The following is an 18,160-nucleotide window of genomic DNA, read 5'->3' as shown; positions in this document are numbered from 1 at the left end:
ACTTTGCAGCCCCCGGGCGTGCCGGCTCGTCAGTGGCGCACGTCGCGGTTTTTTCGCGGTTTCATTCACCACCACCGTTTACATGCTTCATTCTTCTTTGCGCCGGCTGGGCACCACGGCCGTGCTGGCCCTGCTGGCCTCGGCCCCGGTGCTGGCGGCGCCCGCGCTACGCTACGTGCTGGCCATGCCGGCCCCCCAAACGCACTACTTCGAGGTAGAAATGCAGCTCAGCGGCTTCGCGGGCCGCACCACCGACGTGAAGATGCCGGTGTGGGCTCCGGGCTCCTATCTGGTGCGCGAGTTTGCCAAAAACGTGGAGGACTTCGCGGCCCAGAGCGGCGGCAAGGACCTGCAGGTGGAGAAAATCAACAAGAACACCTGGCGCATCACGCACCCCGGTCAGAAGGACTTCAAGGTGCGCTACCGCGTGTACGCCAACGAGCTGAGCGTGCGCACGAGCTTCCTCGACGCCTCGCACGGCTACCTGAACGGCACCAGCGTGTTTATGTACCCGGAGGGGCAGAAGCAGCTGCCCGCGCAGCTGGAAGTGCGGCCCCACGAGGGCTGGAAGGAAGTTTCGACCAGCCTGAAGCCCGCCGGGGCCGGGCCGTCGTACACGTTCGTGTCGTCGAACTACGACGAGCTGGCCGACTCGCCCATTGAAATCGGCAACCACAAGGTGCTCAGCTTCGATGTGAAGGGTGCACCGCACCGCATTGCCATGTACGGCCCGGCCAGCTACGACGAGCAGCGCGTGGTGGCCGACTTCAAGCGCATCTGCGAGTCGGCGCAGCAGGTAGTGGGGCAGAACCCACTGGACCGCTACCTCTTCATCGTGCACAACCTGGAGCGCGGCGGCGGGGGCCTGGAGCACCTGTACTCCACCACGCTGCAAATCTCGCGCAACGCCTACACCACGGAGGTCGGCTACCTGGGCATTCTGGGCCTGGCCGCGCACGAGTATTTCCATCTCTGGAACGTGAAGCGCATCCGGCCCATCGCCCTGGGGCCCTTCGACTATGACCGGGAAAACTACACCCGCATGCTCTGGCTGAGCGAGGGCGGCACGGAATACTTCTCCAACCTGATCGTGCAGCGTGCCGGCTTCCAGAAGCCCCAGCAATACCTCGATCAGCTGGCGACGGGCATCACCCGCGTCGAAAACACGCCCGGCAACCGGGTGCAGTCGGCCGCCGAAGCCAGCTACGACGCCTGGATCAAGCACTACCGGCCCAACGAAAACTCGCCAAACGCCACCATCAGCTACTACGACAAGGGCGAGGTCATCGGAGCCGTGCTCGATCTGATGGTCATCAACGCCACCAAGGGGCAGAAAAGCCTCGACGACGTGATGCGCTACCTCTACGACCAGTACTACAAGAAACTGGGCCGGGGCTTCACCGACGAGGAGTTTCAAGACGCGGTGGCCAAAGTCGCCGGCCGGCGCTTCGACGCGTTTTTCCGCGAATCGGTGTACGGCACCAAGCGCCTGGACTACGAAGGCGCGCTGGGCTACGCGGGCCTGCGCCTGAACGCCGCCGCCGGCCAGGAGGCCGCGTTGGGCGCCTCGGTCTCCACGGCCAGCGGCAAGCCGGTGGTAAGCACCGTGCTGCGCGACGGCAGCGCCTGGCAGGGCGGCCTGAACGTGGGCGACGAAATCGTGGCTGTGGATGGGCTGCGTCCGCCCACCGACCTCAACCAGGCCCTGGCCGCCCGCCCCGTGGGCAGCCCGTTGCGCCTGCTCGTTACCCGCGACGGGCAGCTCCGGGAGCTGACGTTTCCGCTGCTGGCCGGCACAGCCACGCGCTACCGCATTGAAATGGCCGCCGATGCCTCCTCGGAGCAGCTGGCCGTGCGCCGCAAGTGGCTGCAGCTGCCCCAGTAACGCCACCACGGTAACCTACTGAAAAGCCCCGCCGGAACGCTTCCGGCGGGGCTTTTTCGTTGCTGAACGATGAGGGCTATTGCACCACAGCCCCCACGGCGCGGGCGAGGTTCACGCGGCCGTAGCCGAAACTGGGGCTGCGGTTGGTGGCGTTAGAGCTGGCCGCAACCAGGCGCTGCCGGATCTGCTCGCGCGTCTCGGTGGGGTACTTGCTCCACACCACCGCGGCCATGGCCGCCATGGAGGCCGTCGACACCGACGAGCCGCCCACGGTGCTCGGGGTATCGCCGCTCATGGCCAGCGAGAGGGGGCGTAGGTTGTTGCTGCTGCGCTGCATCACCACCGCAAACTCCACGTCGGCACCGGTGTGGCACTCGTCGCAGCGGGTGGTGAGGTTATCCTTGAGGCCCGTCACGGCTACGGCTTCGGGCAGGCTGGCCGGGAAGATGACGCCCACCCAGCCGGCCGACCAGTCGAAGGACGTGCCGGCGGCGCAGAAAATGAGCTTGCCGCGGGCATAGGCATAACGGATGGCGTCGGCCATTTGGCCGGAGCTGGTGACGCGGCCCATGCTCATGCTGATGATGCGCACGTCGGGGCGGCCCGCGGCCAGTGTGAAGGCGGTGGATACTCCCTGCACTTCGCGCGAGGCGTCCAGAAACACGTCTTCGGCGGCGCGGATGGTAATCAGGTTGGCGTTGTAGGCAATGCCCACGGCGGCGCCATCGGTGCCGCGGGGCGCTGCCGCCGCGCCGGCCATGCTGGTGCCGTGGCCGCACGGGTCGTTGGGCGTTTCGGCGGCGCCGTAGGGGATGCCGAAGAGGCTGTTGCGCGGCAAGGTGACGAGCCGCTCGATGGTGCGGTCGGTGCTCAGGCCCTGGTTGAAGGCCGCACCCAGGTTTTCCTGCGCGTCCGAGGCGCCCGAGTCGATGATGACCATCTTCACGCCCCGGCCGGTGCTTTGCGTCCAGGCCGCGCGAATGCCGTGGTAAGCATCGGCCTGGTTCCACGACGACTTGCTGCCGCCCGTGAGCACGGTGTAGTCGGAGCCGGCCACGAGGCCGGGCGCAGCGGTGTTGGAGCCGCAGCCGCTGCTGCTGAGCGTGGCGTTGGTACGGTTGGCCGTCTGGCCCTCGCGGTGGGGCTCGTAGCCCATGGGCTCGGCGTAGCGCACGAGCGGGGAGCGGCGCAGCGTCTGCACGGTGCGTAGCTGCCGTACGCGCACGGTGAGCACCGGCAACGTAGTCTCTTCAAATACGACGAGGTTTTCGGCGGTGACCGAGGGGTCGGCCTCGCGCTCGGCAGCCACCATCAGCGCCAGCAATTGTTGCCGCACCTGTTGGTACGCCGGGTCGGCAGCGGCCCGCTCGGGCAGGACATCGGGGGCGGCGCCGGCGGGGGCGTAGCCCACGCTCAGCACCTGGTCGGAGCGCTGCAGGGCGCTCCACACCACGTGGTCGGTGGCCTGGCGCCAGTCGTAGGTGCCGGTGCGCCGCACCTGGGCCCAGATCTGGTCGTCCAGCTGCGTGGTGGTCAGGGCTTCGCCGCTGGCTGCCGGTTCGGGTTGCACCTGAAGAAGCTCCTCGTCGGAGGACTGGCAGGCGCCCAGCCACAGCAGCAGGGCCGCGGCGGGGTACAGGGTAGAATTGCGCATAGAACGGTGTTTTGGGGTGAGAATGAGAACATTCCGTCAAGGCACGAAAAAATCGGGAGTAATGCAACATGCCTACTATCCGCCAACGCAAAAGGCCGCTCCAGTGGTTTGGAGCGGCCTTTAGGGGCGTCGCGTTGGTGGCCGGCGGGGCCAGGACCGGGTTAGTACACCCGCTTCAGCGACACGTTGCGCGTGGGCGTGATGATGAGCGGCACCTTCTCAATCTTTACCGAAGACGTGTCCAGCCCGAAGTACTTGTCCTCCGAGGCGATGAACTGCTTGATGTAGAAGTAAGCCTGCATCACGAGGTTCTCGACGAACGGAAACTCGTTTTCGACCGACAGAAACTTCTCCAGCACCACAAAGCGGAAGTCGCCGGTGACGTGCTGCTTGCTCAGCGACTCGTAGCGCGAGGTGATGTCCACTTCCTTGTTGCGCACCAGGTCTTCCACCACTTTGCGGAAGTACAGGTTGATGCGCTGTTCCACCCGGAAGCCCAGGCGGAAGGTCACCCGGAAGGCATCGTTCGGGGCCAGCTCGGTCACCTTGTACTCCATGGTGTACGGTTCATCGGTGGTGTCCACGTGCACAAACCAGTAGATGTCGGCGCGTTTGGGGCGCTTCTGGAAGATGGAGTAGATGATTTTGGACTCGATTTCCGTCTGCCGCTCCGCCGAGGACATGAACACGAGGTGCGTGGCGTACTTCGGCACCGATTCGTCGTTGCTGAGCTCCTTGAGGGCGTCCATGTACGGATCGATTTTCACGAACTCCGTCAGGCGGCGCTTGATGTAGAAGGCCCGCAGCCACACGTACATCACCGCAATCAGGCAGAGGCTGATGGCCACCGACACCCAGCCGCCGTGCGGAAACTTAATGAGGTTGGCAATCAGGAAGGAGCCCTCGATAGCCCCGTACACGAGCAGAAACAGCCCGATCAGCGCCACGGGGGCGCGTTTGGCCCGCAGCCACATCGAGAGCAGCAGCGTGGTCATCATCATGGTGATGGTGATGGCCAGTCCGTAGGCGGCCTCCATGTTTTCCGACTTGCGGAAGTACAGCACCACCGCGATGCAGCCCAGCAGCAGCAGGCGGTTCATGCTCGGCACGTACAGCTGGCCCTTCACGTCGGTGGGGTAGTTCAGCCGCACCTTGGGCCACATGTTCAGGCGGATGGCCTCGGCCACCAGCGTAAACGAGCCGGTAATGAGCGCCTGCGAGGCAATGATGGCCGCGATGGTGGCAATGCCGATGCCGACGAGCAAAAACCAGTCGGGCATGAGGGCGAAGAAGGGGTTGCGGCCGTTGAGCTTGTCACCCACGTGGTTCATCAGCCAGGCGCCCTGCCCGAAGTAGTTCAGCACCAGGCACAGCTTCACGAACACCCAGCTGATGCGAATGTTGCCCTTGCCGCAGTGGCCCAGGTCGGAGTACAGCGCCTCGGCCCCGGTGGTGCACAGAAACACGGCCCCGAGCAGCCAGAAGCCGCCCGGCGTGTTCACCAGCATGTTGTAGGCGTAGTAGGGGTTGATGGCCTGCAGGATCTGCGGGTGCTGGGTGATGCCGTACACGCCCAGCACGGCCAGCATGGAAAACCACAGGAACATGATGGGGCCGAAGGCTTTGCCCACGATCTGCGTGCCGAAGCTCTGCAGCAGAAACAGCCCACATAGGATGGCTATGACGATGTACACCGTCGGGATGCCGGGGTATTTGGCCTCCAGGCCCTCAATGGCCGAGGACACCGAAATCGGCGGGGTAATCACGCCGTCGGCCAGCAGGGCCGCCCCGCCCACAATGGCCACAGCCGACAGCCAGGCGCCGCGGCGGCGCACCAGGGCGTAGAGTGAGAAAATGCCGCCTTCGCCGTTGTTGTCCGCGTTGAGCGTCAGCAGCACGTACTTGACGGTAGTTTGCAGCGTGAGCGTCCAGAGCACGGCCGAGATGCCGCCGTACACCAGGTCCCGGGTAATGATGTTGGGCACGATGGCCTTCATCACGTACAGCGGCGAGGTGCCGATGTCGCCGTAGATGATGCCCAGGGCAATGAGCAGGCCCGCCGTGGATACCGCGGTGTGGGCGTGGGGGGAGGAAGTAGCTTTGCCTTCCGCGAGGGTTTGGGTGTCACTCATAAGGACGCGACAACGGGGGTAAGGGCCTCGGAAAATGAGGCGCGCAAAGGTAAGGACCGGTCTCACATCTGTGCGGTCGGCCCGGATCCTACGAAATAGAAGACGTGGGAGCGGATTCCCCGCTCGCGGGGGCGCCGCCGTCAAAGGGCTGTTCCGGCTGCTGGGCCGCCAGCAGGGCCAGGGCCTCGGCAGCGGCCCGCTGGTGGCGCAGGTGAATGCGCAGGTTGGTTTCGCTGGCCAGCGTCTGCCACGCTGCCAACTCGCCGGGCAGGGCGTGGTGGGCGTCTTGGCGGCCCAGCAGGTGCAGGCGCACGCGGTTGGCGCCGCGCTGGCCCCAGGCCAGAATCAGCGCACCGCTGGCCATGCCGAGCATGGCCGTGAGCGTCCGAATCCAGTCCTGCAGAAAAGCCAGGGTAAAGCCGCCGAGCACGAAGGCGCCGAGCATGATCCAGAGCAGCCAACGTACGTGCTGCACCGACACGCGCTCCAGCTCCAGCAGCGAGTAGCTGCGGCCCTCCAGGGTTAGCTCGTCATCGGTGAGCTGCCAGCGGCCGTCCTCGCTGTGCAGGGGTGGGCGCGGCGGGGGCACGGGGGGCGGCGCGAAGCGGTAGGATATCGGTTCCATAACCGGAAGGGGCGGACGGCTAGCATAACCGTCCGCCCACCGGGAAGTTCTTAGTTGTTTACTTTCAGCAGCTCCACGTCGAAAATCAGCGCCGAATCCGGTCCGATGTCGCGGCCGGCACCGCGCGAGCCGTAGGCCAGGTTCGAGGGGATGTACAGGCGCCACTTCGAGCCTTCGCTCATCAGCTGCAGGGCTTCTGTCCAGCCGGCAATTACTTGGTTGACGCCGAAAGTGGCCGGCTCGCCGCGCTGGTAGCTGCTGTCGAACACCTTGCCGTTGATGAGCGTGCCGTGGTAGTGGGTGGTCACGGAGCTGCGCGGGCCGGCTTTCTTTCCCGAGCCTTCCTGCAGCACCTCGTATTGCAGGCCGCTGGGCAGGGTGGTTACGCCCGGCTTGTTTTTGTTTTCGGCCAGGAAGGCCTCGCCGGCCGCCTTGTTTTCGCCGCCCGACTGGCTGCCGCCGTCCTCTTCCTCGTCGGCACCGCCCATCTGGGCCTGAAACTGCTGCATGGCCTGCTGCATCTGCTCGGGCGAGAGTTGGCTAGGCTTGCCGCTGAGGGCGTCTCGGAGGCTGGTGGCCAGCACGTCCACGTCCAGGTCGAGGCCCTGCTGGGCGAAGTTACGGGCCAGGTCGCGGCCGATGATGTAGCTGATTTGCTGCTTGAGCGAGGTCAGTTCCATGGGGTAGGGTTTGGGGTAAAAGGCAGGCGTGGTAAAGCATCCTTATACGGCTGCCGGGGCGAAGGTGCAGAAAAAAAGCAGGCCCCGGCGAGCCGGCCCGGCCGGAGCGGACCCGCCCGCCGGGGCGTCTGGGGCGGAAGCCGCAGCGGCACAGGCTGATACGAGCGACTGGGCGTGCCGCTGGCCGGCTTGGGCGGCGCCACGACCAAGCCGGCTTACTTGCCCCGGAACACCCGGTTTAGAAAGTCGACCGTGTACTGCAGCGTCGGCTCAAACCACGGGTTGAACAGCGGGAACGGGTGCGGGGCCTCCGGAAAGCTGTGCACTTCGCTGTAAATGTCGAACGCGTCGAGCTGCCGGCGCATGTCGTCGCGGCCGGCGTGCATGCGGTCCACGCTGCTGTTGATGAACAGGATGGGCGGTGTCTGGGCCGTGACGTGGTTGAGCGCCCCGGCCTGGTGCCACAGCTCGGTCCGCTCGGTCTTGGGCGCGCCAAACCAGAGCGTGGCCGCCGACGGGCCCTTCCGGTCGTCGCCCTCGCCCGATTCGGGATGGATGAAGGCCAGGGTGCCGTCGGCGTCGACGATGGCCTGCACCTGGCTGCTGCGGCTGCGGTAGCAGCTGCCCGCCTCGAAGGCTGGGTCGCCGTTGGTCGTGCCGATCAGGGCCGCCAGCTGCCCGCCGGCCGAAAAGCCCCACACCGCCACGCGGGTGGTATCGATGGGGTAGGTGGCGGTGCTGGCGCGCAGCCAGCGGATGGCCGTCTTCAGGTCCTGCACCGCTGCCGGGTACTGCGCTTCGGTGGAAAGGCGGTACTCGGCCGTGACGGCCACGTAGCCGCGGGCCGCCAGCTGCTGGGCCAGCGGCACGTGCTGCGACCGGTCGCCGGAGCGCCAGCCGCCGCCGTGGATGACGAGCACCGCCGGAAACCGCTGTTTGCGCTTGGCTTTGGGGTAGAACACGTCCAGCTTCAGCTCACGCCCGCCGGGCAGGGTGCAGTACGTCACGCCCGGCCGCTGCCGGATGGTTTTCGGCACTGGCGGCCGGGCCACGGTGATGCTGGGATGTTGCTTTTTGGCCTTTACGTAGGCGCTGTGCACGGTGAACGACGTGTCGCGTGGGGCACCGGGCTGCTGGGCCCAGACCGGAACGGCCGCACCCAGCAGGCCTGCCAGCAGCAGGCCGCCCAGGCAGCGGGGTGAAGAAAAGAGCAGGGGCATCGGCTAACGGGAAGCCCGGTAGGGTAGCGGGCATTCCGCAGGCTAAGCTACTGCACCGCGACGGAAGCCGCCCGGGTTTCAGCCGCTGGCCAGCCGGCCGGCGCCGGGCAACCTCGGTGGATGATCGGGAGGGCGCGGGCCAGGCCAGTTTGGCCGCTGCTGTTCTTGCCTACGCGGCCGCGCAGGCGCCGGGGCACTGAAGGGCACGAAAAAGCCGGCCCTGCGGAGGCAGAACCGGCTTGGTATCAATCGGAAGTCCCGGAAAAGAGGCGCTTAGCAGCAGTAGTCGCTCAGTTCCTCGTCGAGGGCGCCGATGTGCAAGTTAAAGCGCAGCGTACGAGCCGCCCACAGCCCTAAGGACCCCAGGCCACCCAGCAGCAACAGTGTCGAAACAGCGGTGGTCTTTTTCATTGTCTATGTTCTATGTAAGTGATGTTCAGAATCTTGATGCAAAGATACGACATGAATGTTAATTAGTTGTTATGCATGCCTCATTGTTTTGTTAGGTAAGCCTTTAGGCACGTTTCGCCAAAATAGCCAGCAGCAGAATTGGAAGCAGTGAAATGAGAGTTGCTGAAATCAGGATTACTGACAAAAATCACTAAACATAGTTATATATTATCGGAAAATATGTCAATATTTACCCTGAAGGCCGGCGCAGTTGTTTCTGACTGTTGAGGGCATTAGCCAGCTTCAGCGGTCGAATACTGGGGCCGCCTTCTCCCGATGCTACCGGCCGGGCTGGGCCGCTGCGGCACCCCTCCGTGGGCGCCGCGACTGAGGCGCCCAACCGTGCTGGCTGGCCCGGGGTGTTTGTCCACCGCAAACGCTTTGCACATGATTTCACTGGATCAACTCTCGCGCGTCGGCATCGGGACGAGCCGGGCCGCCTCTTTGGGCAGCCGCTTGCCGGCCGATACGTTTCGGGCGTTTCTGCGGCTGGCGGCCGAGCAAGGCGTCAACCTCATCGACACGGCCGACTATTACGGCTCCGGCGACGCAGAGCGCCTCGTTGGGCGCGCCCTGAAGGCCACCGCGCAGCCCTTTTTCGTGGTGACCAAAGCCGGGCTGCCCTGCGTGCACACGCCCGGCTGGCTTTCGCCCCTGAATCAGCTCGGCAAAAAGCTTCGACAGAAAGCCGGGGCGAAGGGCAACTACCGCTCGGAGTACCTGCTCGGCAGCATCCGCAAGAGCAACCAGCGCCTGGGCGTGGAAGCGGCCGATGCGCTGCTGCTGCACGAGCCCGGCTGGGACGACCTGGCCGGCGCCGACCCCTGGGAGGGGCTGGCCCGCATCCGGCAGCTCGGCCTGGCGCGCTACACGGGCCTCTCCACCAACGACTACCGGGTGGTGGAAGCCGGCATTGCCAGCGGACAGGTGCAGCTGGTGCAGACGGCCGTGAACTGGCACCTCGACAACCCCATCGTGGCTCTGTGCCGCCGGCACGGCATTCCGGTGCTGGCCAACGCCGTGCTGCAGCCCTACCGCAGCCTGCAGCAGACCTTCGCGCAGCACACCGCCGCCATTCGGAGCCTCGACGGGCTGGCCGGCATGTCGCTGGCGCAGCTGCTGATTGCGTCGGTACTGGCCGACCACCGGGCCGACGCCGTGCTGTTCGGCACCAGCAGCCTCAGCCACCTGGCCCACAACATCGACGCCCTGCGCTATGTCTCCAACCTGCGGCCGGCCTTGCCGGTGCTCAACGACCTGCTGCCATGATCCTCTCCACCAACACCTTCGCCCCCGACCACACCCTCACGGCTGATGTCTGCATCATCGGCAGCGGCCCGGCCGCCATTTCGCTGGCCCTGCGCCTGAACAACACCCCGCTCAGCGTAGTGATGATAACGGGTGGCGCCTGGACGGAAACGCTGGCCAACCAGGACCTGTACCGGGGCAGCGCCGCACCGGCCGGCTCGCACGAGCCGCTGGAGGAAAACCGCCGCCGGCAGTTTGGGGGCTCGTCGGCCGCCTGGGGTGGGCGCTGCATTCCCTTCGAGCCCGTCGATTTCAAGCCGCGCGCCTGGGTACCCGACAGCGGCTGGCCCTTCCGCTACGAAGACCTGCTGCCGTACTACCGGCAGGCCGCCGACCTCTGCCAGATCGGGCGCTACGAGTTCAGCGCCCGCTCGGCCTTCCCCGCGGCCCCGCGGGAAATTCTGCCGGGCATGGAGGCGGCGGAGCTGACCTCCGACGCGCTGGAGCGGTGGAGCCCGCCGGTTCACTTCGGCAAAACCTACCAGGACGCGCTGGAAAGCAGCCCCAACATCCGGGTGCTGATGGACGCGCACGTGCTGGCGCTGCGCTGCGCAGGCGACAGCCGCCGCGTAAGCCACGTGCGCGTGACCATGGGCGGGCAGCCGCTGACGGTGGCCGCCGGCCGGTTTGTGCTGGCCGCCGGCGGCATCGAAAATGCCCGGCTGCTGCTGGCTTCCACCTCGGCGCGCTTCCCCACCGGGCTGGGTAATGAGCTGGACAACGTGGGCCGCTACTACATGGGGCACTACTGCGGCGTGTACGCCGACCTGACGGTGCACAACCGGGCTGCGCTGCACGCCGGCTTCGAGCGCGACCAGGGCGTGTACTGCCGCCGCCGCTGGTGGATTCCGGAGCCCGCGCAGCAGGGGCAGCGGCTACTCAACTGCATCTTTTTTCTCTACCACCCGCGCAACGGGGAGGGCCACCGCGACGTGCTGTTTTCTTCGCGCTTCGTGGCCAAAACCTTGCTCTTCATCCTCAGCCAGAAATCCTTCGGGCGCATAGTCGGGCAGGCCCGGCAGCAGCTGCCGGGCCTGCGCAGCCACCTGGCCAACATTGCCCGCCATGGCCTCGTGGAGCTGCCCGAGCTGGTGCGCATCGGGCTGCAACGCATGGCCAAGCGCCGGCTGCCGTACCTGCTGCCCTCTAAGCACAACCCCAACTGGGGGCTGTACTTTCAGGGCGAGCAGGCGCCGCACCGCGAAAGCCGCATCTGCCTCTCGGCGACGGAAACGGACGCGTTCGGCATGCCCCGGGCCGAGGTGCGGATGGCGTTTCAGGAAGAAGACCTGGAATCCATCGTGCGGGCGCATCAGCTGTTCGTGGAGCGCTTCCGGGCGGCCGGCGCCGGCGACATTCGCTTCGACGAGCAGGAATTGCGGCGCACCGTGCGCCAGCAGATGACGCATTTCAACTCGGCCGCGCACCACATCGGCACCACCCGCATGTCGGACGACCCGCGCACCGGCGTGGTGGATGGCAATGCCCAGGTGTACGGCGTGGACAACCTGTTCGTGGCCGGCGCTTCGGTCTTCCCGACGGGGGGGCACGCCAACCCCACGCTCACCATCGTGGCCCAGGCCCTGCGGCTGGCCGATTACCTCCGGCAGCGGCAGCCGACCGCAGCCCTTGAGGCCGCGGCGGAATTGCAGGCCGTGGAGTGATTCCGGGGTAAGCGTTCAGCCCCCGCGTCCACCGTCGAAAGGCCGGTGGGCGTGGGGGCTGACTTATGCGCCTCGAAGAAGGCCGAGCAAGGACGCTATTTGGCGATGGGCGCCGGCGTGCCTTTCATGCGGGCGGCCACTTCCACCATCGGCGCGACCCAAATGCTTTTTTCCTGGGCCTTGAGGTAGCGCAGCAGTTGGCGGTGGGCTTGCGCGTCCACATTCAGGGCGTGGCCGCCGCCCACCCCGTGAAACAGGAATACCAGCAGCGTGTGCGACTGTTGCGCCTTCTTCACCAGCTCAATCATGTACTCGGCCGATTGCCCGTTGATGGAGTAGCAGGCCACGTTGTGCCAGTCGACCTGCGCGGCCGTGGGCTGGCCCTGGGTGACGCCGCGCGCGGCCACGAAATCGTTTTGGAGCTGCTCGTAGAAGTGCACGCCCCGGATCTGCCGGTCGCCGCAGGGGTAAGCGAAGGTGCGCGCCGTCTGGCCGTCGATGGCCGTGAGCAGGGTATTGGTGGTCCGGATTTCACTGACGGCCCGGCTCACGGTGTACTGGCTCAGGTCGTTGTCGGGCGTCACGAAGCTGCGGCCGGGCAGCGAGCCGTCGCAGGGGTGCATCAGGGCGTGGTTGCCCAGCTCGTGCCCGCGTTTGGCAACCTGCCGCCACTCGCTGAGCCGCCGCGCCACCACGGGCGAGGAGCCGATGAGGTAGAACGTGCCGCGCAGCTTCACCGAGTCCAGGGCCGGCACCACGCGGTCCAGGTTGGCGTCGAGGGCGTCGTCGTAGGTGAGCACCACGGCGCAGCTCTTGCCGTTCCAGGTGGTGGCCGATTGGGCCAGGGCCGCCGTGCGCGTAAGCAGGGGCGAGGCCGCGGCCAGCAGCAGCAGTTGAAAAAAACGCATGTCCGTGGGCATAGTGAAACGTAGAGGTCAGGCGGCGCTCGGCCGGGCGCTGCAAGTCTATGCTTTTTAGGAACAATTGCCGGCTTGTGAACAACGGCCGCCGCGTCCCCGAAACGACAGACGCGCACCGGCTGTACTCCGGGCAGGCACCCCCGCGTTGCTGAAGCTAGCCGCTGCAACTGCGCCCACTATAGTTCGGATGGGGCGCCTGCGCAAGCCCCCGGTTGCTACCGTACTTCGGCTACTTCCACGCGGCGGTTGCGCGGGTCGGGGGAGGGGTGCAGCGGGCGGGAGTCGCCGTAGCCGACGGTGCTGATGCGCCCGGCCGCAATGCCCGCCTTCACCAGGTACGCCTTCACCGCTTCGGCGCGCTGTTCCGAGAGGGCCTGGTTTTTCTCCGGCTCGCCGATGCGGTCGGTGTGGCCCGCTACGCGCAGCCGCAGCGCGGGCCGGTTGCGGAGTTCCGCCGCCAGCTGGTCCAGGGCCGGCAATGCTTCGGGCAGCAGTTCCGGCGTGCCCTGGCGGAAGAGTACCGTGGGCAACACCACGGGCTTTTCGGTGATGATGGGCGCGGCCGGGCGGGCCGTGTCTGCCGGCACCGGGGCGGCAGGCGGAGTCGGTGTGGGCTTAGCCGGCGCCACGGCGCCGCTTACCTTGATGGTGATGGGCACCACGGCGCTTTCGCGGGTGCGGTAGTAGCCCTGCACGAGGTAGAAGGTGGTGGTTTTGCTGAGCTTGGTGCGGTGGGTGTTGCCCGTGGCCACGGGCTGCTTCAGGTCGGCATCGGCGTACCAGCGCACGTCGCGCCCCGACACGCGGATGGTGGTTTCGGCCCCCGCCGGCACTGTGGCGGCCGATTTCAGCTTGACGCGGTACAGGGCGAAGCTGCCATGGTCGCAGTTGCCCACCGGGTCATAATTGGCCCGGCCGGTCAGCTTTTCCTGCTCGGCGTCGTAGCTGAAGGCAATGGCCCCCTCGCACCAGTAGCTGAACGGGTTGATGCCGGTTTCGTGGAGCTTGCGCAGGTGTTCAAGGCGCATGCCGCCGGCGGTGCGGGTGGCCTGCACCTGAAACGTGACCGTCACGCCCGGGCGGCCGCCGGCTTCCTGGTAGAGCACGCCGAACAGCCCATTGCCTTTGCCTTGCTGCACCCGCAGCACGGCCGGCCAGGTGGCGCCGGGCTCGTCCGGGGCCGTTTCCACCCCCTGCCAGATGCCGGCCAACGACTGCGCGGAAGATTGCGCCTGCGCCGATGCGGCCAGCAGCAGGGCCACCGCGCCCAGGCACATGCTGCATTTCGGGGTGCTATGCATGAGCTTCAGGAGCAAATAAATCAGTAACAGCTACGGGCGTGGCCCGGCCAGGTGGGCTCAGCCCAGGAGCGCCAGGTCCTCCGCGCTCAGGCGAATATCGGCCGCCGCCAGGTTTTCGCGCAAGTGCGCCAGCGACGACGTGCCGGGAATGGGCAGCATCCAGGGCGAGCGGTGCAGCAGCCAGGCAATGTTGATCTGGGCCGGCGTGGCGTCGTAGCGGCGCGCCACCTCCGCGATGTTGTCGTTGGCCTTGGACAGCGCGTGCAGCAGGGAGAAAAAGGGAATCAATGGCAGCTGGTGCTGCTCGCAGAGGTCCAGCACTTCCTCGCCGCCGGGGTTGTGGCCGTGGGGCAGCTGCACGGTGGTGCGCTGGGCGTAGCTGTACATGTTCTCGACGGTGGCAATCGGACCCAGCTTCAATCCCACCTCCAGCTCTTCCCGGGTCACGTTGCTCAGGCCTACGTGCAGGATTTTGCCCGCCTGCTGCAGCTCAAACATGGCGCCGAGCTGCTCGTCGAGGGGCACGCCGGCGTGGCCCATCAGGCGCAGGTGCACCAGCGGAATCTGCTCCAGGCCCAGGGTGCGCAGGTTGTTGTCGATGCTCTGGCGCAGCTGCTCCAGGCGGTGGTAGGGCACCCAGCTTTTATCGGGGCGGCGGGTGGCGCCCAACTTGCTGCCGATGACCAGCCCCGCCGGGTACGGGTGCAGCGCCTCGCGGATGAGGCGGTTCGTCACGTCCTCGCCGTAGTAGTCGGCCGTGTCGAGGTAGTTGACCCCTGATTCCACGGCGGTGCGCAGAATCTGCAGGGCTTCGGTGCGGTTGGCGGGCTCGCCCCAGATGTCGGGGCCAGTGAGGCGCATGGTGCCGTAGCCCAGGCGGCTGACCATCAGCGGCTGGGCGGAGTGCGGAGCAATGGTGATAGTTGCGGGCATGGGCGAGGGCGGAAGGATGGATTGGGAAATACTACCCGTTACCTGTCTTTTTGTTCGCGCAGTATCTGCTCCAGAAACTGCTGCGGCTTGGTCAGGAAGCGCACCGCGCTGGAATTTTGAACGGATGGAAGCACCGCCGCCACCTGAGGCGGCATCAGCGCCCCGGCGGCATCGAACACGAGCAGGTCGCGGGAGGCGCTCAGGGTCAGCATAGCCGAAAGGAAAGCAAAGGCCTTGTCGAGGTTGCGAAAGTCGGTCCGAAACTCGACGTTTCCCAGCGTACCGGTGGCCGCGTCGATGGCAATGGAACAATCGTGGTCTTCGTCCCGGCGGCCGTCCCCTTTCCAGCGGATATAGTCGGACGTAGGCGCAACCCAGGTTTCGCGGGGAAGCAGCTGATCAATCTGCGCGGCCAGCGGAGCGGCGGCAATGCTTACGTCCTCCCACCAATTGATGGTGTACGCGTCTTCGAAGGCTGGGCGGGGCAGCGAGTCTGGCGACGGCGGCGCGGCCCAGTACTGTTTCCGGCCTTCGTGGTCGATGAAGAGCTGGGCAGGAATGTGGCCAAGTTTGCGCCGGATTCCGGCGGCGGGCAGGGCGGTTAAGCGGTATTGCCAGATGGCCATAGGTACTCGCAAGATACGCGACCGGCCGCCGGCGGCCGGTCTACTCGCCCGCGGCCCGGCGCTGAATGCGCTTTTCCCAGTTCTTGCGCTTTGGGGCAATGTAGCCGCGCAGGTGCTTCTCCATCACCATCACGGCGCAGGGCGCGGCGGCTGTGGCCCCGAAGCCCGCGTTTTCCAGGTACACCGCCACGGCAATCTTCGGTTTATCGGCCGGGGCGAAGCCCACGAAGGCGGCGTGGTCGTCGCCTTCGTCGTTCTGCACGGTGCCCGTCTTGCCGGCTACCGTGATGCCCACATCGGCCAGGCTGGAGGCATCGGCGGTGCCGCCGCGCTGCAGGGCGGCTACCATGCCGGGCACCAGGGCGGCGAAGTGCACGCTGTCGATGAGGGTGCGGCGCTTGTGGGTGAAGCGCGGCAGCGGCCCGCCGGCGCCCACGCCGCGCACCAGGTGCGGCGGGTAGTACCAGCCGCGGTTGGCCACGATGGCTGCCAGATTCGCCATTTGCAGGCCGGTAAGGTTGATTTCGCCTTGCCCAAGGCTCAGCGAGTAAATGGAGCGGTAGGTCCAGTTGCGCGTGCGGCGGGCCTTGTCGTAGTAAGCCGGGGTGGGCAGAAAGCCGGGCGCCTCGCGCGGCAGGTCCACGCCCAGCACTGAATCGAGGCCGAAGGAGCGGGCATAGCGGCGCCACTGGGCCAGGTTGGCGTGGCGGGCGGCCACGGTGTCGCCGGCCAGGCTGTCGGGCACGCAGTCGATCAGGCTTTGCATCACCTGGTAGAAGTAGGGGTTGCAGCTGTACTTCAGCCCGGCGGTCAGGTTTTTGGCCGGGCGGTGGTGGTGCACGCAGCTCACCAGCGACTGGTCGCAGCGGAAGGCCGTGCCGGGGCTGATGGCCTGCATCTGCAGGGCAATGGCGGCGTTGACAAGCTTGAAGACCGAGCCGGGCGGATTGGCCAGCATGGCCGGGCGGTTGAGCAGCGGCATGTCCTCGTGCTCCAGCAGCTCGGCGCGCACGCCGGCCTTATCGGGGGCGGTGAGCGTGGCGGCGGGGTACACCGGCCCCGACACGTACGCCAGGATTTCGCCGGTGCGCGGGTCCAGGGCCACGAGGTAGCCGCGGCGGTTGCCCAGCAGCTTTTCCGCGTAAGCCTGCAGCTTCGCGTCGATGGTCAGGCGCAGGTCCTGGCCCTGCTGAAAGAGGGTGTCCTTGGCCCAGGTGCCGTGCTGCCGGCCCTGCCGGTCCAGCAGCGGGTGCAGATAGCCGCGGTGCCCGCTGAGCAGGCCGTTGTAGTAGGTTTCGACGCCGCCGTTGCGCAGGCGGTAAAAGCGCCCGCGCCCGGTGCGCTGAGCCTGGCGCAGGAAGGGCTGCGCTTCAGCAGCCAGGTAGCCGAGCACGGGCGCGCCAGCGCCGGTGGTGTAGGTGCGCCGGGGGCGCTGCGTCAGCGTGAGCCGGGGCACGGTGGCGCTGCTGTCGCGGCGCACCCGCTCGGCCTCGGCGACTGTCAGGCTGAGCTGCACCGGGTAGCCGGGCCGAGCACCGGGGTAGGGCAATGCCTCGGCAATGCGGCGGCGTACGGTGGTCGAGTCCCAGCCCAGCAGCTCACCCAGCAGGAGCGTATCGAGCGGGGGGCGGCGCGGCAGCTGCAGCAGAAACTGCGGCCGGGTGGCGACAAGCACGGAGTCGTGCCGGTCGAGCAGGCGGCCCCGAATCAGCGAGTCGCCCACCGGCACACGGCGGGCCGAGTAGCGGATGCTGACGTTTTGGTCCGGCTGGGCGGGAAGGCCCGTTTGCTGATCGGGAGAGGAACAGGCGCTCAGGCCCGCTACCATCATCAGCAGCGTCTTTTTCCACCTGTCGAGAGCCGTGCGCATGAGGGCAAAGCTAGGCAATTGCCCAGTTTAGCGCCCAGCTGCTCGCCGAACGGGGCCTGGCTCCCGCCCAACGGCGACAGCTTCCTGGTGGCTGTGCGCCCGGCATCCGTGCCGCCCTGCCGTGTCGTGCGCCGCGTCCGGGTTAGGGCAGCGGCGGTTATGGCCGCCCGCCGGCGCCGCGGCTACCCGGCGGCTTTGCCGGGTGCCCAAGCTGGGCCAGCAGCCCCAGGGCCAGCACCACCAAGAGGTTGTGCGCCTCTACCCGACCGTCCAGCTGGTCAGCTCAATGCTGGGAACGGTCAGCGCGAATCCCAGGCAGTTGACGATGGTCAGGGCCGTGCCGCGGGTGGTTTCGGGTGTGCTGCGGGCCACCAGGCTGGAAAACATCGGCGAATCGGCCACGAGCACCAGCGCCCCCACCAGAAAGCCCAGCCACTGGCCCAGGCCGGCCGGGGCGTAGTCAGCGGCTATTTTCATGCCCACGGGGTAGATGCCGGCCAGGAAAAAGCCCGTCAGCAGCCGCACGCAAGCAGGGCGCCCGCGTCGATGCCGGGCACGTTGAGGCCCAGGTTGCACGCGGTGGCCGCCAAGGCGCTGAGGCCTAACACCCGCGCGGGCGAAAACCGGTCGACCCCGGCCAGCAGGGCGTACGCCAGCGTGCTGGCAATGAAGCCGAGCTGCACCGCGCTGGTCAGGGGCGCCACGAAGCCCGGCGGCTGCCGCAACGTGACGGCCAGCTCCGGCGCAATGGCGTTGCCCGCAAACCAGAGCGAGGTGCAGCAGAACTGGGCCAGCACGATGACTGGTAAAACTCTGCGCATGGTGGGGGAGAGCAGCCGTGGGAGGCGATGCTACAGGGAAACATGGGAGGGAAGGCTTCGACCAACCGGCT

At 66.8% G+C, this 18,160-nt stretch carries 16 protein-coding genes; 3 read left to right on the top strand and 13 right to left on the bottom strand.

The window, feature by feature from the left end:
• Nucleotides 1-82 precede the first annotated feature (82 nt).
• Nucleotides 83-1,885 (top strand): M61 family metallopeptidase, encoded by a 1,803-nt coding sequence (locus tag ACYVKQ_RS01975; RefSeq protein ID WP_460575063.1) that lies wholly within the window; start codon nt 83-85, stop codon nt 1,883-1,885.
• Nucleotides 1,886-1,961: 76 nt separating this feature from the next.
• On the opposite strand, the gene ACYVKQ_RS01970 is transcribed toward ACYVKQ_RS01975, so the two are convergent.
• The 6 genes from ACYVKQ_RS01970 to ACYVKQ_RS01945 all read right to left on the bottom strand — a co-directional run bounded on the left by ACYVKQ_RS01970 (nt 1,962) and on the right by ACYVKQ_RS01945 (nt 8,607).
• On the bottom strand, nt 1,962-3,539 hold the full coding sequence (locus ACYVKQ_RS01970; protein WP_460575058.1) for a type VII secretion-associated serine protease mycosin: 1,578 nt from the start codon (nt 3,537-3,539) through the stop codon (nt 1,962-1,964).
• Nucleotides 3,540-3,700: 161 nt separating this feature from the next.
• Complete coding sequence (locus ACYVKQ_RS01965; protein ID WP_460575054.1) at nt 3,701-5,671, bottom strand: KUP/HAK/KT family potassium transporter; 1,971 nt, start codon at nt 5,669-5,671, stop codon at nt 3,701-3,703.
• Nucleotides 5,672-5,759: 88 nt separating this feature from the next.
• Nucleotides 5,760-6,296, bottom strand: a complete 537-nt coding sequence (locus tag ACYVKQ_RS01960; RefSeq protein WP_460575050.1) for a hypothetical protein — start codon at nt 6,294-6,296, stop codon at nt 5,760-5,762.
• A 50-nt stretch (nt 6,297-6,346) separates the two neighbouring features.
• Nucleotides 6,347-6,976 (bottom strand): FKBP-type peptidyl-prolyl cis-trans isomerase, encoded by a 630-nt coding sequence (locus ACYVKQ_RS01955; RefSeq protein ID WP_460575048.1) that lies wholly within the window; start codon nt 6,974-6,976, stop codon nt 6,347-6,349.
• 215 nt (nt 6,977-7,191) lie between these two features.
• Complete coding sequence (locus tag ACYVKQ_RS01950) at nt 7,192-8,196, bottom strand: alpha/beta fold hydrolase (protein ID WP_460575047.1); 1,005 nt, start codon at nt 8,194-8,196, stop codon at nt 7,192-7,194.
• Between the two features lie 273 nt (nt 8,197-8,469).
• Entirely contained in the window at nt 8,470-8,607 is a 138-nt protein-coding gene (locus ACYVKQ_RS01945) for a hypothetical protein (RefSeq protein WP_460575046.1), read from the bottom strand.
• Nucleotides 8,608-9,033: 426 nt separating this feature from the next.
• On the opposite strand from ACYVKQ_RS01945, the gene ACYVKQ_RS01940 reads away from it, so the two are divergent.
• Both ACYVKQ_RS01940 and ACYVKQ_RS01935 read left to right on the top strand, forming a co-directional pair.
• Nucleotides 9,034-9,915, top strand: a complete 882-nt coding sequence (locus tag ACYVKQ_RS01940; protein ID WP_460575045.1) for an aldo-keto reductase family protein — start codon at nt 9,034-9,036, stop codon at nt 9,913-9,915.
• Nucleotides 9,912-11,618 (top strand): GMC family oxidoreductase, encoded by a 1,707-nt coding sequence (locus tag ACYVKQ_RS01935; protein WP_460575044.1) that lies wholly within the window; start codon nt 9,912-9,914, stop codon nt 11,616-11,618. Before ACYVKQ_RS01940 ends, ACYVKQ_RS01935 begins: the two co-directional genes overlap by 4 nt.
• A 95-nt stretch (nt 11,619-11,713) precedes the next feature.
• Here ACYVKQ_RS01935 and ACYVKQ_RS01930 read toward each other — a convergent pair whose 3' ends face one another.
• The 7 genes from ACYVKQ_RS01930 to ACYVKQ_RS01900 all read right to left on the bottom strand — a co-directional run bounded on the left by ACYVKQ_RS01930 (nt 11,714) and on the right by ACYVKQ_RS01900 (nt 18,089).
• Nucleotides 11,714-12,526, bottom strand: coding sequence for a polysaccharide deacetylase family protein (locus ACYVKQ_RS01930; RefSeq protein WP_460575042.1), 813 nt, complete (start codon nt 12,524-12,526; stop codon nt 11,714-11,716).
• Between the two features lie 227 nt (nt 12,527-12,753).
• Entirely contained in the window at nt 12,754-13,839 is a 1,086-nt protein-coding gene (locus ACYVKQ_RS01925) for an OmpA family protein (protein WP_460575040.1), read from the bottom strand.
• Between the two features lie 57 nt (nt 13,840-13,896).
• A complete protein-coding gene (locus tag ACYVKQ_RS01920) occupies nt 13,897-14,772 on the bottom strand; it encodes an aldo/keto reductase (RefSeq protein ID WP_460575039.1) in 876 nt (291 codons plus the stop codon).
• A 38-nt stretch (nt 14,773-14,810) separates the two neighbouring features.
• Entirely contained in the window at nt 14,811-15,398 is a 588-nt protein-coding gene (locus tag ACYVKQ_RS01915; RefSeq protein ID WP_460575037.1) for a hypothetical protein, read from the bottom strand.
• A 40-nt stretch (nt 15,399-15,438) separates the two neighbouring features.
• On the bottom strand, nt 15,439-17,268 hold the full coding sequence (locus ACYVKQ_RS01910) for a peptidoglycan D,D-transpeptidase FtsI family protein (RefSeq protein ID WP_460575035.1): 1,830 nt from the start codon (nt 17,266-17,268) through the stop codon (nt 15,439-15,441).
• A gap of 258 nt (nt 17,269-17,526) precedes the next feature.
• A complete protein-coding gene (locus ACYVKQ_RS01905; RefSeq protein ID WP_460575033.1) occupies nt 17,527-17,745 on the bottom strand; it encodes a hypothetical protein in 219 nt (72 codons plus the stop codon).
• A gap of 35 nt (nt 17,746-17,780) precedes the next feature.
• Nucleotides 17,781-18,089, bottom strand: a complete 309-nt coding sequence (locus ACYVKQ_RS01900; RefSeq protein ID WP_460575031.1) for a hypothetical protein — start codon at nt 18,087-18,089, stop codon at nt 17,781-17,783.
• Nucleotides 18,090-18,160 lie beyond the last annotated feature (71 nt).

This window comes from Hymenobacter coalescens (assembly GCF_054783195.1).
The sequence above is the reverse complement of the archived record's forward strand: the minus strand, read 5'-3'. Positions and strand labels throughout refer to the sequence as shown.

Bases quoted from the DNA above. Each gene is read 5' to 3' on its own strand.
- ACYVKQ_RS01965 (WP_460575054.1), bottom strand. From the start codon at position 5,671: ATGAGTGACACCCAAACCCTCGCGGAAGGCAAAGCTACTTCCTCCCCC.
- ACYVKQ_RS01940 (WP_460575045.1), top strand. From the start codon at position 9,034: ATGATTTCACTGGATCAACTCTCGCGCGTCGGCATCGGGACGAGCCGG.
- ACYVKQ_RS01935 (WP_460575044.1), top strand. From the start codon at position 9,912: ATGATCCTCTCCACCAACACCTTCGCCCCCGACCACACCCTCACGGCT.
- ACYVKQ_RS01945 (WP_460575046.1), bottom strand. From the start codon at position 8,607: ATGAAAAAGACCACCGCTGTTTCGACACTGTTGCTGCTGGGTGGCCTG.
- ACYVKQ_RS01920 (WP_460575039.1), bottom strand. From the start codon at position 14,772: ATGCCCGCAACTATCACCATTGCTCCGCACTCCGCCCAGCCGCTGATG.
- ACYVKQ_RS01960 (WP_460575050.1), bottom strand. From the start codon at position 6,296: ATGGAACCGATATCCTACCGCTTCGCGCCGCCCCCCGTGCCCCCGCCG.
- ACYVKQ_RS01975 (WP_460575063.1), top strand. From the start codon at position 83: ATGCTTCATTCTTCTTTGCGCCGGCTGGGCACCACGGCCGTGCTGGCC.
- ACYVKQ_RS01925 (WP_460575040.1), bottom strand. From the start codon at position 13,839: ATGCATAGCACCCCGAAATGCAGCATGTGCCTGGGCGCGGTGGCCCTG.
- ACYVKQ_RS01955 (WP_460575048.1), bottom strand. From the start codon at position 6,976: ATGGAACTGACCTCGCTCAAGCAGCAAATCAGCTACATCATCGGCCGC.
- ACYVKQ_RS01930 (WP_460575042.1), bottom strand. From the start codon at position 12,526: ATGCGTTTTTTTCAACTGCTGCTGCTGGCCGCGGCCTCGCCCCTGCTT.
- ACYVKQ_RS01910 (WP_460575035.1), bottom strand. From the start codon at position 17,268: ATGCGCACGGCTCTCGACAGGTGGAAAAAGACGCTGCTGATGATGGTA.
- ACYVKQ_RS01915 (WP_460575037.1), bottom strand. From the start codon at position 15,398: ATGGCCATCTGGCAATACCGCTTAACCGCCCTGCCCGCCGCCGGAATC.
- ACYVKQ_RS01950 (WP_460575047.1), bottom strand. From the start codon at position 8,196: ATGCCCCTGCTCTTTTCTTCACCCCGCTGCCTGGGCGGCCTGCTGCTG.
- ACYVKQ_RS01970 (WP_460575058.1), bottom strand. From the start codon at position 3,539: ATGCGCAATTCTACCCTGTACCCCGCCGCGGCCCTGCTGCTGTGGCTG.
- ACYVKQ_RS01900 (WP_460575031.1), bottom strand. From the start codon at position 18,089: ATGCGCAGAGTTTTACCAGTCATCGTGCTGGCCCAGTTCTGCTGCACC.
- ACYVKQ_RS01905 (WP_460575033.1), bottom strand. From the start codon at position 17,745: ATGAAAATAGCCGCTGACTACGCCCCGGCCGGCCTGGGCCAGTGGCTG.